Origin of the sequence: Changpingibacter yushuensis (genome assembly GCF_014041995.1) — a bacterium.
GTDB lineage: Bacteria > Actinomycetota > Actinomycetes > Actinomycetales > Actinomycetaceae > Changpingibacter > Changpingibacter yushuensis.
Genome location: NZ_CP059492.1, coordinates 1,144,401 through 1,161,578 on the forward strand (window position 1 = coordinate 1,144,401; position 17,178 = coordinate 1,161,578).

The 17,178-nt window shown below is 57.5% G+C and carries 19 protein-coding genes and 1 tRNA gene; 16 read left to right on the forward strand and 4 right to left on the reverse strand.

Annotated features, from left to right (window positions below; translation table 11 throughout):
- The first annotated feature begins 65 nt into the window (after positions 1-65).
- The 6 genes from H2O17_RS04965 to H2O17_RS04990 all read left to right on the forward strand — a co-directional run bounded on the left by H2O17_RS04965 (position 66) and on the right by H2O17_RS04990 (position 4,186).
- The gene (locus H2O17_RS04965; RefSeq protein WP_182050695.1) at positions 66-1,340 is read left to right on the forward strand and encodes a glutamate-5-semialdehyde dehydrogenase; all 1,275 of its coding nucleotides are present in this window, start codon (positions 66-68) and stop codon (positions 1,338-1,340) included.
- A complete protein-coding gene (gene nadD / locus H2O17_RS04970) occupies positions 1,327-2,025 on the forward strand; it encodes a nicotinate-nucleotide adenylyltransferase (RefSeq protein ID WP_182050697.1) in 699 nt (232 codons plus the stop codon). Before H2O17_RS04965 ends, nadD begins: the two co-directional genes overlap by 14 nt.
- On the forward strand, positions 2,018-2,944 hold the full coding sequence (locus tag H2O17_RS04975) for a hypothetical protein (RefSeq protein WP_182050698.1): 927 nt from the start codon (positions 2,018-2,020) through the stop codon (positions 2,942-2,944). Before nadD ends, H2O17_RS04975 begins: the two co-directional genes overlap by 8 nt.
- An 8-nt stretch (positions 2,945-2,952) precedes the next feature.
- Positions 2,953-3,399: a ribosome silencing factor gene (gene rsfS, locus H2O17_RS04980; protein WP_182050700.1), complete on the forward strand. Its 447-nt coding sequence runs from the start codon at positions 2,953-2,955 to the stop codon at positions 3,397-3,399.
- Positions 3,396-4,013: a histidine phosphatase family protein gene (locus tag H2O17_RS04985; protein ID WP_182050702.1), complete on the forward strand. Its 618-nt coding sequence runs from the start codon at positions 3,396-3,398 to the stop codon at positions 4,011-4,013. The genes rsfS and H2O17_RS04985 overlap by 4 nt, the downstream gene beginning before the upstream one ends.
- 100 nt (positions 4,014-4,113) lie before the next feature.
- A tRNA-Ala gene (locus H2O17_RS04990) sits at positions 4,114-4,186 on the forward strand.
- Positions 4,187-4,264: 78 nt separating this feature from the next.
- On the opposite strand, the gene H2O17_RS04995 is transcribed toward H2O17_RS04990, so the two are convergent.
- The 3 genes from H2O17_RS04995 to H2O17_RS05005 all read right to left on the reverse strand — a co-directional run bounded on the left by H2O17_RS04995 (position 4,265) and on the right by H2O17_RS05005 (position 5,534).
- The gene (locus H2O17_RS04995; RefSeq protein WP_182050704.1) at positions 4,265-4,828 is read right to left on the reverse strand and encodes an IS3 family transposase; all 564 of its coding nucleotides are present in this window, start codon (positions 4,826-4,828) and stop codon (positions 4,265-4,267) included.
- Positions 4,829-4,832: 4 nt separating this feature from the next.
- A complete protein-coding gene (locus tag H2O17_RS05000) occupies positions 4,833-5,240 on the reverse strand; it encodes an IS3 family transposase (RefSeq protein WP_182050706.1) in 408 nt (135 codons plus the stop codon).
- Between the two features lie 87 nt (positions 5,241-5,327).
- Positions 5,328-5,534, reverse strand: coding sequence for a transposase (locus H2O17_RS05005; protein WP_182050708.1), 207 nt, complete (start codon positions 5,532-5,534; stop codon positions 5,328-5,330).
- Positions 5,535-5,917: 383 nt separating this feature from the next.
- On the opposite strand from H2O17_RS05005, the gene H2O17_RS05010 reads away from it, so the two are divergent.
- The 3 genes from H2O17_RS05010 (at position 5,918) to H2O17_RS05020 (ending at position 8,884) form a co-directional block, all read left to right on the forward strand.
- Positions 5,918-6,850 carry an AbaSI family restriction endonuclease gene (locus tag H2O17_RS05010; protein WP_182050710.1) on the forward strand — a complete coding sequence of 311 codons (933 nt, stop codon included), beginning with the start codon at positions 5,918-5,920 and terminating at the stop codon, positions 6,848-6,850.
- 692 nt (positions 6,851-7,542) lie between these two features.
- Positions 7,543-7,821 carry a ribbon-helix-helix protein, CopG family gene (locus H2O17_RS05015; RefSeq protein WP_182050712.1) on the forward strand — a complete coding sequence of 93 codons (279 nt, stop codon included), beginning with the start codon at positions 7,543-7,545 and terminating at the stop codon, positions 7,819-7,821.
- A gap of 781 nt (positions 7,822-8,602) precedes the next feature.
- Complete coding sequence (locus H2O17_RS05020) at positions 8,603-8,884, forward strand: DUF1540 domain-containing protein (RefSeq protein ID WP_182050714.1); 282 nt, start codon at positions 8,603-8,605, stop codon at positions 8,882-8,884.
- A 122-nt stretch (positions 8,885-9,006) separates the two neighbouring features.
- Here H2O17_RS05020 and H2O17_RS05025 read toward each other — a convergent pair whose 3' ends face one another.
- On the reverse strand, positions 9,007-9,873 hold the full coding sequence (locus tag H2O17_RS05025) for a hypothetical protein (RefSeq protein WP_182050716.1): 867 nt from the start codon (positions 9,871-9,873) through the stop codon (positions 9,007-9,009).
- Positions 9,874-10,080: 207 nt separating this feature from the next.
- On the opposite strand from H2O17_RS05025, the gene H2O17_RS05030 reads away from it, so the two are divergent.
- The 7 genes from H2O17_RS05030 to H2O17_RS05060 all read left to right on the forward strand — a co-directional run bounded on the left by H2O17_RS05030 (position 10,081) and on the right by H2O17_RS05060 (position 17,169).
- Positions 10,081-11,199 carry an NADH:flavin oxidoreductase/NADH oxidase gene (locus H2O17_RS05030; protein WP_182050718.1) on the forward strand — a complete coding sequence of 373 codons (1,119 nt, stop codon included), beginning with the start codon at positions 10,081-10,083 and terminating at the stop codon, positions 11,197-11,199.
- Between the two features lie 192 nt (positions 11,200-11,391).
- A complete protein-coding gene (locus tag H2O17_RS05035; RefSeq protein WP_220456829.1) occupies positions 11,392-11,919 on the forward strand; it encodes a MarR family winged helix-turn-helix transcriptional regulator in 528 nt (175 codons plus the stop codon).
- Positions 11,920-12,148: 229 nt separating this feature from the next.
- Positions 12,149-13,183 carry an iron-siderophore ABC transporter substrate-binding protein gene (locus tag H2O17_RS05040; protein ID WP_182050720.1) on the forward strand — a complete coding sequence of 345 codons (1,035 nt, stop codon included), beginning with the start codon at positions 12,149-12,151 and terminating at the stop codon, positions 13,181-13,183.
- Complete coding sequence (locus tag H2O17_RS05045; RefSeq protein ID WP_182050721.1) at positions 13,180-14,232, forward strand: FecCD family ABC transporter permease; 1,053 nt, start codon at positions 13,180-13,182, stop codon at positions 14,230-14,232. Before H2O17_RS05040 ends, H2O17_RS05045 begins: the two co-directional genes overlap by 4 nt.
- Positions 14,233-14,240: 8 nt before the next feature.
- Positions 14,241-15,317 (forward strand): FecCD family ABC transporter permease, encoded by a 1,077-nt coding sequence (locus tag H2O17_RS05050; RefSeq protein ID WP_246311332.1) that lies wholly within the window; start codon positions 14,241-14,243, stop codon positions 15,315-15,317.
- Complete coding sequence (locus H2O17_RS05055) at positions 15,314-16,159, forward strand: ABC transporter ATP-binding protein (protein ID WP_182050723.1); 846 nt, start codon at positions 15,314-15,316, stop codon at positions 16,157-16,159. Before H2O17_RS05050 ends, H2O17_RS05055 begins: the two co-directional genes overlap by 4 nt.
- A 98-nt stretch (positions 16,160-16,257) precedes the next feature.
- Complete coding sequence (locus tag H2O17_RS05060) at positions 16,258-17,169, forward strand: siderophore-interacting protein (protein WP_182050724.1); 912 nt, start codon at positions 16,258-16,260, stop codon at positions 17,167-17,169.
- Positions 17,170-17,178 lie beyond the last annotated feature (9 nt).

Consider the following 17,178-nt stretch of genomic DNA (forward strand, 5'->3'; position numbering starts at 1 on the left):
AGGAGAAGCTCCCGGGATTGGATCGGCAAGTTCACCTTGGCACGAAAGAACCGTAGGCTTGCCACATGACAGATCAAACAGTGGTCTCGGGTGTCGAGGATCTGGCGCGCCGGGCAAAGGTTGCTTCTCGTGATCTTCGCAATGCAACAAGCAGTGCCAAGGATGCACTGCTCAATGGCATAGCGGATGCTTTGGAATCCCACACGGACGCCATCATCGCAGGCAACGAGGCGGATATGGCACATGGGCGCGACGCCGGCATGTCTGCCAGTCTGCTTGACCGGCTCAGCCTGACCAAGGACCGAATCTCGGCTATCGCGCAGGCCACTCGGCACGTTGCGGGCCTGCCAGACCCAGTGGGAGAGGTGGTGCGAGGATCCACGTTGCCAAATGGCCTCGTGCTGCGCCAGGTGCGCGTGCCAATGGGTGTCATTGGGATGATCTACGAAGCACGCCCGAATGTTACGATTGACGCCGCATCACTGGCACTGAAAGCCGGATCGGCTGTCATCCTGCGCGGAGGCCGGGCCGCGGAAGAAACCAACGCTGTACTAGTGAAGGTGATGCGCGACGTCGTCGTCGAAAAAGGGCTTAACCCTGACCTAGTTCAGACAATTGATTCGTTTGGGCGAGAGGGTTCTGTGGCGTTGATGCGGGCGCGCGGGCTCGTTGACCTCGTCATTCCTCGCGGGGGAGCGGGATTGATCCAGACCGTGGTGCGGGAGTCGCTGGTTCCAGTTATTGAGACGGGCGTGGGGAACTGCCACGTCTACGTGGACCGGGCAGCTGATCTGGACAAGGCACTCGCTATTGCGATCAATGCAAAGACTCATCGTCCGGGAGTGTGCAACGCTGCCGAAAGCCTGTTGGTCCATGAGGAAGTCGCCACCGGGTTCATGCCACGCGTTCTCCGGGCATTAGCGGATCGAGGCGTCACGATACATGGTTGCGGGACCTCGGCAACTCTTGCGCCTGACGGTGTTGATGTGATTCCCGCCACTGATGAGGACTGGGCGACGGAATACCTCGACCTAGAGATTGCGGTTAAAGTTGTTCCTAGCGAAGAATCGGCGATAGACCATATCCGCGCGTATTCAACCGGCCACACGGAGGCAATCGTTTCGCAGGATCTCGCTGCGATTCGGCGTTTCACGGCCGGAGTGGACTGTGCCGCGATCATGATCAATGCTTCGACGCGTTTTACAGATGGCGGCGAGCTGGGCCTGGGTGCGGAGATTGGTATTTCCACCCAGAAGCTTCACGCTCGCGGTCCGATGGGTTTGACTGAGCTGACGACCACAACGTGGATCGTCGAGGGAGATGGGCATGTCCGAAACTGATGTCCACGTTCCAATACCGGATCACCCGAACCGGCCACGGAGAATCGGGATCATGGGCGGAACATTTGACCCAATACATCACGGACATCTCGTTGCGGCATCTGAGGTTCAACACGTTTTTGGCCTCGACGAAGTCGTGTTTGTGCCCACGGGACGCCAACCGTTCAAGCGAGATCGAGCGGTGACTTTACCAGAACATCGCTACCTCATGACCGTGATTGCAACCGCATCAAACTCGCGTTTTTCAGTCTCTCGCGTGGATATTGAAAGGTCTGGACTGACCTACACGGTAGATACTCTGCGTGATCTGCGGCACAGCTATCCAGGTGCAGAGTTCTATTTCATCACGGGCGCCGATGTGCTTCCGGACATCCTCAAATGGAAGGATCCCGATGAGTTATGGAGCATGGCGCACTTTGTCGGAGTAACCCGTCCGGGCCACCAGCTTGACGTTACGGGGTTACCCGCAGAACGAATTAGCCTGCTGGAAGTACCAGCCATGGCAATATCGTCTACGGACTGTCGAGCTCGCGTTCGGCGCGGCGCGCCGATATGGTATTTGCTGCCAGATGGCGTGGTTCAATACATTGCGAAGTACCATCTTTATCAGGAGTTGTCAGAGACTCATGATCAGATGGAGTTCAGCGGCACGAAGCTTCTGAACGGAAGGAGAAACAATGAGTGAGGAGACACCGCGTCTCTCCCGTCGCGAGATGCGTGAAAGGGGCCTCCTCAAGCCGGTGACAACTGGCACTTCCCCCATCGAGGAGCTTAGCCAGACCCAGGAGCTGAATCTGCGCAGGCTTTCACGCAAGGAACTGCGCGAACGGTCAACTGCCAGCAATGAGGCCGTGGCAGCCGAGTTGGCAGCTGCGGCGAGCAGTGCGAGTCCGGTCACGCCCGATGAGCCTGTGATTGCGCCCGGGCAAGCCGAACCCAAGATTGGATCGGCCCGCGAGTCGGTTGTCTCTCCCGGAAGCTCTGATAACGGCGCACGGCGAAGTGTGTTTGATCGTTTCTCTAGCGCTCAGGGCTCGGCCGATGACTCACATGACGCTACCGCTGGCTCGCAGAAGCGAGAATTGCACGCTGGTGCGGACGACGCATCAGTGGATTTCGATTCAGAAAGCGATGAAAGCCTTGAAGATCGGCTTCTCGCTCGCGTCCGTCAAGATACCGCTGCTATTGGACGCTCAGGTAACTCCCCGGACGAACCAGCGCATGACGAATCGCCCACAGGTGACTCCTCGTGGGCGCGCACAACCGTGGAACCGAGTAGTGTGGCAGCCTTGGGCGATTTTATTAGTTCGCCTTCAAAGCAAAAAGCTCCTGCGCTTCCTGCTGGTCCGGAGAGTTCTGCAGACAAACACGTTGCATTCCCTGAGGTATCCGCCAATCTTGACGATTCGGCGGAGGATGAGGCGGAATCGACGGGTGGCCAACACGGCGTGCTGATGACTGTGGTTTTTGTGCTTGTTGGCCTGCTCCTTGGAGTCTTGGTTGGCTTGGCAATCCGGCACTTTTTCATGAGTGGTGCTGTTCCGCTGGGAGTTGATATCGATTCCGTTCGAGCCGCAGCTGCTCTCATTCCTACCCATATATAGGAGTTCATGTGGTCGCAACCGACCAAGCTAAGGAATATGCCCGAATTGCAGCTTCTGCTGCCGCCGAATTGAAGGCCGTGAGCATATCCGCAATTGACGTCTCAGATCGTCTGATGTTGACCGACGTTTTTCTGGTGGTCTCCGGATCGAGTGACCGCCAAGTTCGTGCGCTCGTCGATGCGATCGACGAAGCTATGCTGAAGGCTGGTGTTCATCGCCAGCGCCGCGAAGGCATGGACGCATCGCCTCACTGGGTCATCATTGATTTCGACGAACTCATGGTTCATGTCCAACAAGAAGAGGACCGTGAGTTCTACGCTCTGGAGAAGCTCTGGGGCGACTGCCCGGTGATTGATCTGGGTATTGATACAGGCGAGGAAACCAGTACGCTGGATCGTCTGCTCGCAGGATCAAGCGAGGAAGCTTCCGACAGGCCGGAGGATGCCGAGGCGTGAGTGCAGACCGCGTGGTGCTGTGGCGCCACGGCCAGACTGATCTCAACGTTGCCGGGCGCATTCAAGGTTCTCAAGATTTCCCACTCAACGAAACGGGACGTGAGCAAGCCCGCGGCGTCGCCGTGGAACTTGCACAACTGAATCCCGCAATGATCGTCAGTTCGCCACTCTCACGCGCACTCGATACCGCCCGCGCGCTGGGAGGTGTGACGGGCCTCGATGTGGAAGTAGACGCACGTCTGGTCGAACGGTGTTATGGCGAATGGGAGGGTCTCACACGCGAGGACATGGTGGCAGCCAACCCTCGAGAGTATGCAGTGTGGAGAGCCGGTGGCCATCCAGAGGGGCTAGGCGTTGAACGCAACTCTGTTGTAGCAGATCGTATTCAGAGCGCTGTGTGGGACGCTGCGGCCAAGATGGATGGCGGAACCCTCATTGTGGTTGCACACGGCGCGGCGCTTCGAGCGGGAGTTACGGCCATGCTCGGAATGGATCCGGAGGGGTGGACCGGCTTGCGCGGAATGGATAACTGCCATTGGGCCATGTTGGTTCCTCGCCCTGAGCGCACACCCGAATGGCTCCTGATCTCCTACAACCGGGCAAAGGCAGAGTAGTAGTGCCACATTCTGCCCGGCACGTGGTGAGGCTCTCACCGATCTGTGCCGTCAGAATTTGGCCGAATGTGATTGGGTCAGTAAGCTTTATCTAGTCCGAGGGGCATTGGCGCAGTTGGTAGCGCGCTTCCATGGCATGGAAGAGGTCAGGGGTTCGAATCCCCTATGCTCCACTAAACAGGCCGAGTTCGAAACTTGCCCCGCAGAAATGCGGGGCAAGTTTCTTTTTCGGGTTTTAGGCCTAAAGGGGGTCAGGACTGTTTTCTGGATGGTTGTGGTTTCTCTATTTTGTCACGGTTTTCTTGGATGGTGCCTCTAAGAGATGTTTTCAAGCGGTTTGTGTTGTAGAAGATGAGGTAATCATTGATTGCCATCTCGAGCTGGGCAGTACAGGTCCATGTTCGACCGTACAACATTTCCGTTTTCATGCGCCCGAAGAATCCTTCACAGGCGGCGTTATCGGGACTGCATCCCTTCTTTCCCATCGAGCGAGTAACCCGACCAGCTTTCGTTGTCTCAATCCATTCAGCAGTCCGGTAATGCCCACCACGATCACTATGGATAATGAGAGGCACAGCCTCCTTAGCCTCACGCAGAGCATCGTGCCGGTCAGCAGGCAGACTGGCAATCGCTGCTTCGAGCATCGACTGTGTCATCACCTTGTCCGCACGTCGACTCGTCTGCCACGCCACGACTTTCCCATCACAGCAATCAATCATCGGGCTGAGATAGACCTTGGCATCCGGACCGGCGAACTCAGTGACATCGGTGAGCCACAATCTGTTAGGCTCATCAGCTTGAAAATCACGTGCCACGTGATCATCGGGGGCCGGACTCGTCTCTCTCGTAGCTGGAGTAGCGTCGTTTCCGGTGAGCATAAAAGACCGGGATCCGATGCTGTTTCATCAAGCGACGGACAACCTTCTCCGAAACGCTCACTCCGAGTCGCTTGAGTTGTAGCCAGATCCGCGCAGAACCGTATGTACAGCCCGAATCAGCCGAAATCTTCTTGATCTGCTCAGCAAGCTTGGCATACGTGTCAGGACGATCAAGCACGCCCCGGCAATACTGATAGCTACTGGCCGACATGCCACACACCTCCAAGAGCATCACGACAGGAAGACGGGCACGTAACTGGTCAATGATGCATGTCTTGTTCAGGTTCGACAGTTTGCCCGGGATGACGCCCGCGTCTTCTTTTACCAGATCAAGCTCGCGTTCGACCACATGCTTTTCTACCAAGAGCTTGGCTGCTAGAGAGCGTAACTCGTCAGGATCTTGTGGTAGTGACTTCTCGAGTTGAGCCCGGGTTGCTCACCCATCAGCCTCGCGTTTGTCACGTTTAGTCATCAGGCCTCGCTCACCATCGTGGTTCCATAAACGCATCCACTTATACAACAGCATATGGTTACCAACGCCCAGATCCCCAGCAATATCTTTGACCGATTGTCCAGTATTCATCCGCTGGACCCCAGCCAGCGTGACAGTCCACGGGTAATGGCGAGGAGGCTGCCTCTTCACCACGGATTTGCGACCCCGCCAAGACTGATGCACCCAATCATGCAACACATGCCGAGACGGATAGCCCAGCTTCCGGATCGTCTTCACATACGAGCCCAACCTTCGAAACGTTGCCACAGCCACACGTTTCTGCTCAATCGAATACACAACCCTCATACAAGCCTTCCAAAAAGATACGGAAAACTGTCCACACTCCCAACGTCCTATGGGCCGAAATTCCGTTCGATCCGGCTCAGGTGACCGGTCGTCGGCGACCATTGTTCATTTCCCTCTGTGGGACCTGTGGAGCAGACGCATTCTCGTCTGCACTTCCACAATGCGGGTGTAACCTAGGACTCTGACAGGACTCACAGGCGATGGTGCTTGAAAGGACAGACGAGGATATGGAAAAGCTGGAGTATTTGGTCCGCACACTGTCCAGGACAAAGCGCAAGGACTATGAAAACTATGTCGTCAACGCCATTTGGAACCGCCTTGCTGACAACGACATTCAGCCGGTCACACAGAAGCTCGTGGCCAAGTCCTCTACGGAGCGCTATTTCATTGACCTGTATTTCCCACAGCTCAACATCGGGATTGAATGCAATGAGCCCTCTCATTTAGGCCAACAGAGCCAAGACGAGATTCGCCAGTGGACGATCTTCGATGTCTTGCACCAAGTGCAGCCAACCAGTGGATACCAGCAGATAGACATCGATATCGCTGATCCACAGGGACGCTGGCTCAGCCTAGCCGACGTTTCTGGTTCCATCGATCGCGCAGTAGAACGCCTGAGAAGCGCCGTGCAGACTCAGAAGCGCAGCGGAGCTTTCGATCCTTGGACGGGTGTCCCGGAGGACCCGATTACCTATGTGCAGTCCCTAAAGGAGTTGTCTGTTGCAGACGACGTGCGGTTCAGGACTATGGCAGAGGCGTGCAACGCCCTCTTCAGCGATGACTACAGAAGTCTCCAGAAATCCTATTTCATCCCCAGAAGACTAAAGCCGGTGTATGGCGACGAATACCATGTCTGGTTCCCGAAAGCAGAGCTTCAAGGAAATGCCGTGTCGCGCGGCTGGCACAACATCCTCTCAGCTGACGGAATGACGCTCGAGGAGTATAACGATGGGTGGGATGCAGTCGATAGTGGCGACTACCGAGATAACCGCATTGTCTTTATCCAGAACATCGATCCCATACTCAGAACCAGAGCGTATCAGTTTGCTGGAGTGTTCAAGCGGAACGGAACGGGAAATATCAACGGCTTGCCTACCAAGCACTATGAACGAGTCAGCACAACGTTCCCCGTGCTGCCCGGTGAAGCAGAGAAGAAGTAGCCCACTGGGCAGGGGTTTGGTCCGGCCTTCACCATCATCGAGCCACTGATCGTGGGACTGCTGCATGTTTGGGGGATAAGTTGGTCAGGTGGCTTGTGCGGCCAGTTGGTTGATGGTGGTTTCGTATTCGATGGGTGTCAACGTGGCGGAGACGGGCTGTCATTCTTGGCCTAATGGACTACCCCACGATCATCCGAAATGGCGTCCTTGATGGCACACAGGTAAGGATTGCCATCCCGCTGGGGTGACGAAGCACAGCTCATGCCGCCGCGCACTGAAGAACCTCATCGTCTCGCTCGAGCTGCCGATCGCGCTAACGAAGCAAACGCAACTCCCCAGACTCCGCTTTGGTGACCCCCGGTTTCTCACCAGGCTGGACACGCTCCTCGCACAGCCACTTATGTAGTGTCCCTACATGGATCCCGAAATCCTTCGCGATCATCTTGATCGTTACCTCAGGCCCATGGGCTCCAACCGCCCCAAGCACGTCCTAGCGGAACTCTTGCGGACACGCAGCAGGCATAACAACATCCGCCCAAGCCAGCAAAAACTAGCCAAGTCAAACGTCACCTAACTATGCAACAGTCCCAGGATGTGTCGCTGATTTGCGGGTTTGTGGTGACTCTGACCTTATTGAGGAAGAGCTGTTCTAAATCTGGTCACCATCGGTGTTTTCGTATAACGTTAATGGCATGAGCGGACAAGAGATGATCGATGGGATTCCGGTCTCTAAGGAGCAGATCGAAGCGTGGGCCAACGAGGCCGAGGCGGGATATGACATTGCGGCGTTGAAGAAGCGTGGGCGTGGGCGTCCGGGGCGTGGCGCAGAACCGTCGCAAGTCATCGCATTACGCCTCACTACGGATGAGATCGCTTCCCTGGATGCTCGAGCGAGCCGGGAGGGAAAGTCTCGCTCTGAAGTGATCCGAGAAGCCTTGGCCTTAGCACGAAAGTCCACCCCTCTGCATTGAGACACGGGATCAATCCCGAGGATGCGATTCAAGCTGCGACGTGGTCGACCTGGATTGAGAATCTTGACGACGATAGTCCAGCTAGGCAGCTCCGGCTTGGGTTTGATGCGCGTGGTCGCATGCTGGAAACGGTCGTGTTGGTGTTCGATAGTGGAAATGACCTCGTAGTCCACGCGATGAAAGTACGTCCGCAGACGCTCGACCTACTTCCGTAACACCGAATTGCTCGTGCCTACAGTTGTCAGATCTTCTCTCAAACTGTTGATCGATCAACACCGAACAGGGAGGCCAATGCCGTGACGCTCGTGCCTTGCTCGTGGAGGTTCCTAATAACCTCCACGTGAGTATCAGTCAGAAGGTTGGGCGTCCGTCCCCTAGAACCTCTCGAAGTTTAATTCGGTGGATTCTCATACTTGAGTGCGTCAAAGTGGGGATCGACTTTCCCGCTATTCCAAATCAAAAGTGGCTCACGAAGCTCAGAACTGGGCCTCCCAAAGCGTCCTACCAAGCTTACTCTTGCTCTCGGGAAGTCCCGAAATGCCTGAAGGTGTTGCGGGACTTCTTGGTGGCCGGGCGCTTGTCGTGGCCGTGGTTGGAACTCTGCGCATATATACAACCAAACTCTCTCATTAACCACTTATCCTTTGCTCTGCAACGAAAAGAATGAGAAGAGGAGTCCATTCTTTTGGGGTGGTAAGCCTTACCTGTCTTTTCCGGGGCTTGGGGCGTGGTTACGTTTGTGACACGAGATCAAACCATCCGCACTACAAAGGAGCAGACAATGACTACTCAGACTCTTGTTGCGTCGTGTACCACAACCGCTTGCTCGTACAACAACGGCGGTTGCACAGCGCTCGCGATCACTGTTGCAGGAACTGCCGATCAGGCAACCTGTGGCACATTCATCGCTCTCGATGCCCGCGGCGGCATCCCAACCGCACAAGGCCATGTTGGCGCATGCCAGCGCCTTGAATGCGTACACAACAATGACCTCCTGTGCACGGCGGGGGAGATCGGCATCGCCGGTGACCAAGCTATGTGCACAAAGTTTGAAGTTCGCTGACTCAGATTCGGTTGAATTCTTCTGATATGCAGGTAGTGGCGGCCCACGCAATGAGGGCCGCCACTACTGTTGTGCCGTGGTTGTCTAGAGCCTTGAGCTCCTAGAAATGATGCTGTGCATTCTTAGAAGTGGAGTTCCGCGATAGCGGAGACGAGCTCAGAGCGAGTTGAGACGCGGTTCGCAAAGGGCACGAATGCGGTTACGGCTTCGGCTTTGTCTATGTAGAGAAGCGTGAGTCCGGTCCGGTCCACATCGAGGCAGCTAACTCCTCGCGAATGTACGCATGCATTCGCGAGGTCTTGGCGGCCAGTAAAAGCTCCTTTGAGCCCGCCGAACATGAGGCCATCAAACAGCACCGCTGCGTCCATGATGGAGCAGTCGGTGACCACGTCCACAGCCGTGAGCTCCAGTTCTGGGTTGGAGAAAAGGTCACGTTCGAGCCGGCAGAACAGCGCATGGTGTTGATCGTCCAGGCACCGGGCGTGTTCTTGCGAGATCTCGTCGGCGGTGACGGGTGTAACTCCACACGGATCATGGAGCAGTGCCCGCTCGAATTCGATTCGTGCGAGGTGGCCGCTCCCGGCTACTTCACTGACGCGGTCACTGAGCTGGCCATGAGAGAGCATCTCTATCTGTTCATCCTCGCTCAACCAGTGTGCTTTCCCGAGCAGGTGAAGTGAGGCTGCGACAACGCTGAGTTCGAAGTTGGGAGCAGCCTTGTCGATTGAAAGCCGAATATCCGTGGTGCGAGTGAGATCTAGTGAGCTGACCTCTGGATCTTGTGCGGAAACGGCCACGACGACGTCGCCCGATCGTGTGATTCCATGAACGATCGCACTTAGAGTGCGAAGCGGCTCTTCGCGGTATGCCACAAGAACGGACGTGCCCAATCCGGTCAGGAGCCGGTATGAAGTGGATAAGCATCGTCCGTGCCAAACGTCAGGCGACAATGCGGTGCTGTTGGGAAACAGAGACAGTTCGGGATTCACAGCGCTACTCTCACTCGGGATCTACCAAAGTAAGGGTAACCCAACATCTGCAATTACGTAACGTCGTCTTAGCGAAATCACGTGTGATGTGAGCGATGTTGAGATGAGCGTTCCTATAGAGATAGAACGCGTTTGCAAGTAAAGGTGTACGCAACTAATGTTTGGGGGTGAATGTGGCTCTCAGCCGCACCGAAGAAAGGTTGATCTATGGGAACGCAGCACTTGTTTTCACCTCTCACCATTGCAAGTCCATCGGGTCCGGGGCTAACTCTGCGAAACCGACTTATTGTTGCCCCCATGTGCCAGTACAGTGTTGACGATCTCGGTGGAGTGCCCACGGACTGGCATCTGCAGCACCTCGGCTCGATGGCAGCTGGGGGCTTTGGCATGGTGGTCACTGAAGCCACAGGCGTGGAGCCGCGGGCCAGGATCTCCCCACGTGACCTAGGCCTCTACACTGACGAACAACAAGACGCCCATGCCCGGATCGTGTCATTCATCCATGCTCAGGGTGCTGCGTCCGCCATCCAGCTCGGCCACGCTGGCGCTAAGGCTTCAACCTACCCGGGACTTCCAGGGCTGCCAGAGGGAACCGTTCCGCCGCAGGAGGGTGGCTGGATACCGCGTGGTGCAACGACGGAACCAGTGCGCGACGGATATGACGCACCGGAAGCTCTGGATGGGGGTGGGATTGCTGCGGTGGTGCGCGCGTTCGCGGAGGCGGCGGCCCGGGCAGATGCGGCTGGATATGATGCAGTCCAGATTCATGCAGCGCACGGGTATCTCCTGCACCAGTTCCTCTCACCGTTGACGAATACGCGCACAGATGAGTATGGCGGAAGCGAAGAGAATCGCACACGTTTGACCCGCGAAGTCGTTGCTGCTGTCAGAGCGGTATGGCCTGATGAAAAGCCCCTCGGAATTCGATTCAGCGCGGTGGATTGGACACCCGGTGGCTGGGGTATCGAGTCGATGATCCGCCTTGCACGTACCCTAGTCAGTGACTACGGCGTGACATGGATCGATGCATCTACGGGCGGTCTGGATAAGTCAGAGTTCATCGAGGTTGGCCCTGGATACCAAGTCCGATTTGCGGCTGCGCTCCGTGAAGCGCTTGAAGGCACGAACGCAACGGTCAGCGCGGTTGGCCTTATTGAAGATGCATTCCAAGCGGAGACCATCCTGGCCTCCGGCCAAGCGGACGCTATCTCCATTGGGCGGGCGGCCCTGCGTAATCCCCATTGGGCTGCTCAGGCGGCCGCTCGGCTGGGCGTTGCGAGTGAAGAGAATCCGCGATCCATACCGTTGTGGCGCGCCCGTTGGTAATCAGTGAGGTGCAAAGCTCGTGCTTCTGGCCTTCGACGGAGCGCGGGGTTCCGGCAGGCGTGCCAGAACCCCAGCGCGGGTAGTCGACCAGAGTTGCGTGTGTCGGCAGGCCAGTCATATCGATAGGCGAACCCGATAGCGCAACGGCCGGGTCTCCCGGTCTCGATCCTTAGTGAGACCGGGAGGCCCGGTATGATAAGTCCATATGACCGCGCAATACTAGCGATGGGAGGCGGCATGACTGTCTCAGAAAAGCCTGAGTTCGCGCGCTCCGGAGTTGAGGGTCGGGCGGCCTTAGCGCAGCGGTGGTGTGTGCTTCAGGTTGTCCATGATCGCATCAGCGCGCATATTGAGCGTGCGCTCCAACCCGCCTTCGGCATCAGCGTGCGCGAGTTTTCAATGCTGAAGGTCCTCAATGGTCAACACAATGGAACGGGTGGTCACCTTCAGATGAAGCAGCTCGCTGCTGCCGTGGCCCTGAGCCAATCGGCAACCACGCGGCTTGTTGATCGTCTGGAGGGGAGGGGGTTGTTAACCCGATACATCTGCTCCACTGATCGCCGAGGAATCTACACCGATGTGACGGCCGAAGGTCGGGCCGTTTTGGAGAGGGCCCAGCCAGTCAACGATGCTGCACTCGAGGAGGCACTTGACATGATCGGCGCGGAGGAGGACTTGGCTCCAATCGTGGAGGCTTTGCGTGGCGAGGTGTCCCAGTAGCTCCGGGAGTTCAAGAAAAGGATGGACTGAAGGCACTGGTTGCCACCTGTTCAGATTCCAGAAAATGGCGCGTTTACTGGACTAGATACAGTCTGAGCGGGCATTTTGTTGTGTGGTGTGACACGAAACTGGGGTGAGGTCTGGTCACGTAGCGGCGGGGTAAGGTAATCCTTACTTGTAACGAAAGTTGCGGTAGCGCCCATCCACAAATGAAAGGCACCTTGCCCGCATGAAACGCGCACTTGTCATTTCCATGTCAATAGCGGCCACAATGGCTGTGACCGCCTGCAGCACTTCCTCGGACGATTCGTCCGCGAGCAGTTCGGACGCATCCTCAGCCACCTCATCTGATCAGTTCCCGGTCACGATTGACCACGTCTTTGGAACCACCACCATCGAGTCGAAACCAGAGCGGGTTGCCACCGTGGGGTGGGGCGGCCAAGATGTGGCGCTTGCACTGGGCGTGGCTCCAGTTGGCGTGGACGATCAGACATGGTCGATGGACGGCTCGGATGGACTCGGAGTCTACGATTGGACGTCTGATGCCTACGAGGCGCTGGGTGCCGATTCACCAGTGGTTTTCGATACCACCGACGGGGTGGACTTTGAGGCTATCGCCGATACACAGCCAGACGTCATTTTGGGTGTCTACTCCGGCCTGTCAGCTGACGACTACGCCACCTTGAGCGAGATCGCGCCAACCGTCGCGTACCCAGAAGTTGCGTGGTACACCCCATGGCGCGATTCGATCACTATCAATGCTGCAGCACTTGGTTTGGCTAGCGAGGGTCAGGAGCTGGTGGAAGATCTAGACAAACAGATCGCTGACGCCACTGCGGACTCCAACTTCGCAGGCAAGACCGCCGCATTCTTCTACATGAGCGCCGCTGACCTTTCCACCATCTCCGTTTACGCAGTGGATGACTCGCGCACGGCATTCCTGGGAGACCTCGGCTTTGACTTCCCATCGGCAGCAACTGAAGCGAGCGCCGGTGGCGAGTTCTATGCTGACATTTCAGCAGAGAACGCTGACAAGCTTGCCGACGTCGACGTTATTGTCACGTATGGCGACGACGACCTGTTGCCGGCCCTTCAAGCTGACCCGCTGTGGAACACACTTCCAGCGGTCCAGAATGGCGCCGTAGTAACGGTTGGCTCTGGTGATGCACTGAGTGGTGCTGTCACCCCAACTGCGCTTTCCATCCCGTGGATGCTTGACACGTACGTTGGGCTGCTAGACGATGCGGTCGCGAAGTCCGAATGACAGTCGTATCTGACACACGCCGCCACGCACGAGGTTCTCAAACCGGTGCGCGGCGGCGTGCCGCAGTCGTTGGCCTCCTTGTGGGGCTTGTTGTTGCGGTGACACTCTCGCTGGCATATGGGTCGCGTTCCGTCTCATTGCACGAGATCTCCGATGGTCTTGGGATGTGGGTGCGTGGCCAGACGGCGCAAGATATTGGTGCAATTGCGGTTCAACAACGCATTCCGCGCACGGTGCTGGCTCTCATTGCAGGTGGCGCGCTCGGACTCTCAGGTGCGCTCATGCAAGCCGTGACTCGTAACCCTGTTGCAGACCCAGGGATTCTGGGAGTCAACACGGGCGCTGCCCTGTTTGTGGTGTGCGGTATTGCCTTCTTCGGAATCAACTCCACATATGAGTATCTGGCACTTGCGCTGATCGGTGGCAGTATTGTGGCGGTCTTTGTATATGTGGTGGGCTCGATCGGCCCTGGTGGGTCTACGCCCATCAAACTAGCGTTAGCTGGAGCGGCCACAACCGCGGCACTCTCTTCTCTTGTAAGCGCAGTACTGCTCCCTCGCGTTGCCGCGATGAACGAGTTCCGATTCTGGCAAGTGGGCGGAGTAGCTGGTGCCAATTGGAGCTCCATCGCAATCGTTTCGCCGCTGCTAGGCGTTGCCGCCATCGTGGCCTTCGCATGCGGCCCTTCGCTCAACGCGCTTGGTATGGGTGACGAGGTAGCTACTGGGCTGGGTGTAAAAGTGGGCCGTGCACGAATCGTAGCCTCAGCTGCCGGAGTTGCCTTGTGTGCTGCAGTCACGGCCGTCGCAGGCCCCATCGCTTTTGTGGGCCTGATGGTTCCGCATCTCATTCGCCTCCTGTTTGGTCCTGATCAGCGTTGGCTCCTACCTCTTTCAGCAATGGGCGGCGCAATACTGTTGACCGTCTCCGATACCATTGGGCGCCTTATCGGCTACCCGGGCGAAGTCGAAGCGGGAATCGTGACCGCGTTCGTTGGTGCTCCGGTGCTGATCATCGTCGCGCGCCGCACCAAGATGAAGTCTTTGTGATGAATACAGTGACCCAATTCCGCCCTGCGCCTTCCGCCACAGACCAAACGGCGCTCGAATCGGCTGTTCGCCTCGTCAAGAGTGGGCGCGCGCACCGCAACCGGCGCCGTGCCATCGCAATTGTGGTGCTCGCGGGGGTTCTCCTTGTTCTTATGGCCGCGATGCTCATGCTCGGCAACACGATCTATCCGGTGGGCGACGTCGTTGCCGTCATCCGTGGCGAAAACGTGCCAGGTGCGTCGTTCACGGTTGGTACGCTGCGTATTCCTCGGATGATTACCGGGGTCCTTGCCGGTATGGCTTTTGGTGTGGCGGGCACAACCTTCCAGACCATGCTGCGCAACCCACTTGCTAGCCCAGACGTCATTGGCATCACCTCGGGTGCCAGCGCTGCGGCCGTCCTGTGCCTCGTGGTATTGCACTGGAGTGCCGGAGCCACCACCGCAACCGCGCTGGTGGCCGGAATCGCGGTCGCCGCAGTCATTTACGGCGCCGCCCGCGGCGAAGACTTCACTGGCGGCCGGCTGATTCTCATTGGAATCGGCGTGGGTGCGATGCTCGATGCGGTGGTCTCCTACCTTATCCAGCGTGCTGCCGAATGGGATGTTGCCGTAGCGATGCGCTGGCTGACCGGCAGCCTCAATGGATCGCGTTGGGAGAACATCTGGCCGCTCGCCTTGGTGGTGGCATGCGTTATTCCACTGGTGGTGTTCCTCTCCCGGGAGCTCAACGCACTCGAGCTAGGGGACGCGGCTGCCGCAGCGTTAGGTGTGCGAGTAGACCGGGCACGCATTCTTCTGATCATCGCTGCTGTGGCGCTGGCATGCTTTGCAACCGCCACTACGGGACCGATTGCGTTTGTTTCCTTTTTGGCTGGGCCAATCGCGGCCCTCATCGTTGGGCCTGGGACAAGTCTGATTGTTCCGGCAGCCTTGACGGGTGCGGTACTCGTATTGGCGGCCGACCTTATCGGCCAGTTCGCCTTTGATACATCCTTCCCTGTTGGCGTGATCACGGGAATTCTTGGTTCGCCATATCTTCTCTATTTGCTTATTCGTTCTAACCGCGCAGGAGGTTTCTCGTGAGCACCCAACCCACTTTTGAAACACGTGATCTGGTTTCTGGCTACGGCGGCACACCCATCGTCAAGGGTGTGGGACTGACCGTTCCCAGCGGAAAGATCAGCGTGATCATCGGCGCGAACGCCTGTGGAAAGTCCACCCTCTTGAAAACGATGGCTCGCCTTATCGCACCGCAATCGGGCAGCGTGATTCTGGATGGCCAGTCGGTCGGTTCGATTCCCACCAAGGAGCTGGCGCGTTCATTGGGACTTCTACCGCAATCTCCAATTGCGCCTGAAGGTATCGTTGTTGCAGACCTCGTTGGGCGCGGGCGCCATCCCCATCAACGTATGTTCCGTACGTGGTCTTCTGCCGACGACGTCGCCGTCGCCGAAGCTCTTTCTGCCACCGGTATTGCTGACTTGGCCGATCGCGCTGTGGACGAACTATCGGGCGGTCAGCGCCAACGAGTCTGGATTGCGATGGCACTAGCCCAACAAACGGGAGTGCTCTTGTTGGATGAACCAACCACATTCTTGGACCTCGCGCGCCAGATAGAAGTACTCGATCTGCTGGCCGACCTCAACGAGAATAAGGGAACCACGATCGTCATGGTGCTTCATGACATGAATATGGCGGCCCGCTACGGCGATCACATTTTTGCTATGGCAGACGGAGAGTTGGTTGCGAGCGGAAGCCCTGCCGAGGTGATGACTACCGATCTCATTGAGCAAGTCTTTGACCTCGACTCAATGGTTGTGACCGATCCGGTTTCGGGTGCGCCCATGGTGTTGCCTCGCGGCAGGCACCATGCTCAGGTGGCAGACGTCAGTGATGTCCTGCTCGCGCACACGGCGCTGCGCTGAGCCGTGCCACCACGATTCTGTTCACGTACCCATCAGCTTCGGGGCTAGATTTCCTCGCACGCTGGCTCCCCATCTCCCAAAACTCTTAGGAGACCGTCATGGCACGCAAGCCTGAACAAATGCGCTTCTTCCGCGCACACGTGACTCGCATCTGCGACGTCACGCCTAGCTTCCGCAGGTTCACCTTCAGTAGTGATGATTTGGACCAGTACGGCGATCCAGGATTCGACGAACGCATCAAGATTGTGTTCCCGAGTTCGACCGCAAGCATTGATGCCATGCCTACTGAGGGTGACTGGTACACCACGTGGCGGGAGATGAACGACCAAGATCGCCCTCCTTTTCGCACGTACACCACGCGGTACGTACGGCCCTCGGTGCGCGAGGTGGATATCGACATGGTGGTCCACCAGCCCGCAGGCCCGGCCGCCGAATGGATTCGCCGTGCGCGCGTGGGGGATGAGCTGCTGCTTCTAGCACCAACCATTGCTTTTGAGGGAGTCCAGTACGGGATCGACTTTGTGCCTCCGGCTCGTACGGAGAAGTACCTACTAGCGGGAGATGAAACAGCCGCGCCGGCAGTTTCGGCGATCCTCGAGCAGCTGCCAGCAGATGCCACCGGTACCGTGGTACTTGAGGTTCCGGTGGAAGGCGATCTGACATACCTACCCTCCCACCCGGGCTTCGATGTTCGAGTGGGCGCTCGCGCAAGCGAAGCCGACCGCAACTCATTCCTTGTTTCCGAAGTGAAGAAGGCGGCCGCCCAGCTAGCGCCGGAAGGGACTGGCGCTGACGTCGAGGAGATCGACGTCGATAAAGACCTCCTGTGGGAGGTTCCGCGCACTGCAAAAGGCGGAGCGGCCCTGAAGAGCACCGTTCTCTACGCATGGTTGGCCGGCGAAGCAAGTGCGATCAAGAAGCTGCGCCGATTCCTCGTGAGTGAGCTCGGTGTGGACCGCCGGGCAGTGGCCTTCATGGGTTATTGGAGGCTTGGCAAGCCGGAGATGTGACGTCAGCAC

What these genes read in the sequence shown, in the direction of transcription:
- H2O17_RS04965 (WP_182050695.1), top strand. Translation starts at nt 66, where the DNA reads ATGACAGATCAAACAGTGGTCTCGGGTGTCGAGGATCTGGCGCGCCGG.
- nadD (WP_182050697.1), top strand. Translation starts at nt 1,327, where the DNA reads ATGTCCGAAACTGATGTCCACGTTCCAATACCGGATCACCCGAACCGG.
- H2O17_RS04975 (WP_182050698.1), top strand. Translation starts at nt 2,018, where the DNA reads ATGAGTGAGGAGACACCGCGTCTCTCCCGTCGCGAGATGCGTGAAAGG.
- H2O17_RS05010 (WP_182050710.1), top strand. Translation starts at nt 5,918, where the DNA reads ATGGAAAAGCTGGAGTATTTGGTCCGCACACTGTCCAGGACAAAGCGC.
- H2O17_RS05015 (WP_182050712.1), top strand. Translation starts at nt 7,543, where the DNA reads ATGAGCGGACAAGAGATGATCGATGGGATTCCGGTCTCTAAGGAGCAG.
- H2O17_RS05020 (WP_182050714.1), top strand. Translation starts at nt 8,603, where the DNA reads ATGACTACTCAGACTCTTGTTGCGTCGTGTACCACAACCGCTTGCTCG.
- H2O17_RS05030 (WP_182050718.1), top strand. Translation starts at nt 10,081, where the DNA reads ATGGGAACGCAGCACTTGTTTTCACCTCTCACCATTGCAAGTCCATCG.
- H2O17_RS05035 (WP_220456829.1), top strand. Translation starts at nt 11,392, where the DNA reads ATGATAAGTCCATATGACCGCGCAATACTAGCGATGGGAGGCGGCATG.
- H2O17_RS05040 (WP_182050720.1), top strand. Translation starts at nt 12,149, where the DNA reads ATGAAACGCGCACTTGTCATTTCCATGTCAATAGCGGCCACAATGGCT.
- H2O17_RS05045 (WP_182050721.1), top strand. Translation starts at nt 13,180, where the DNA reads ATGACAGTCGTATCTGACACACGCCGCCACGCACGAGGTTCTCAAACC.
- H2O17_RS05060 (WP_182050724.1), top strand. Translation starts at nt 16,258, where the DNA reads ATGGCACGCAAGCCTGAACAAATGCGCTTCTTCCGCGCACACGTGACT.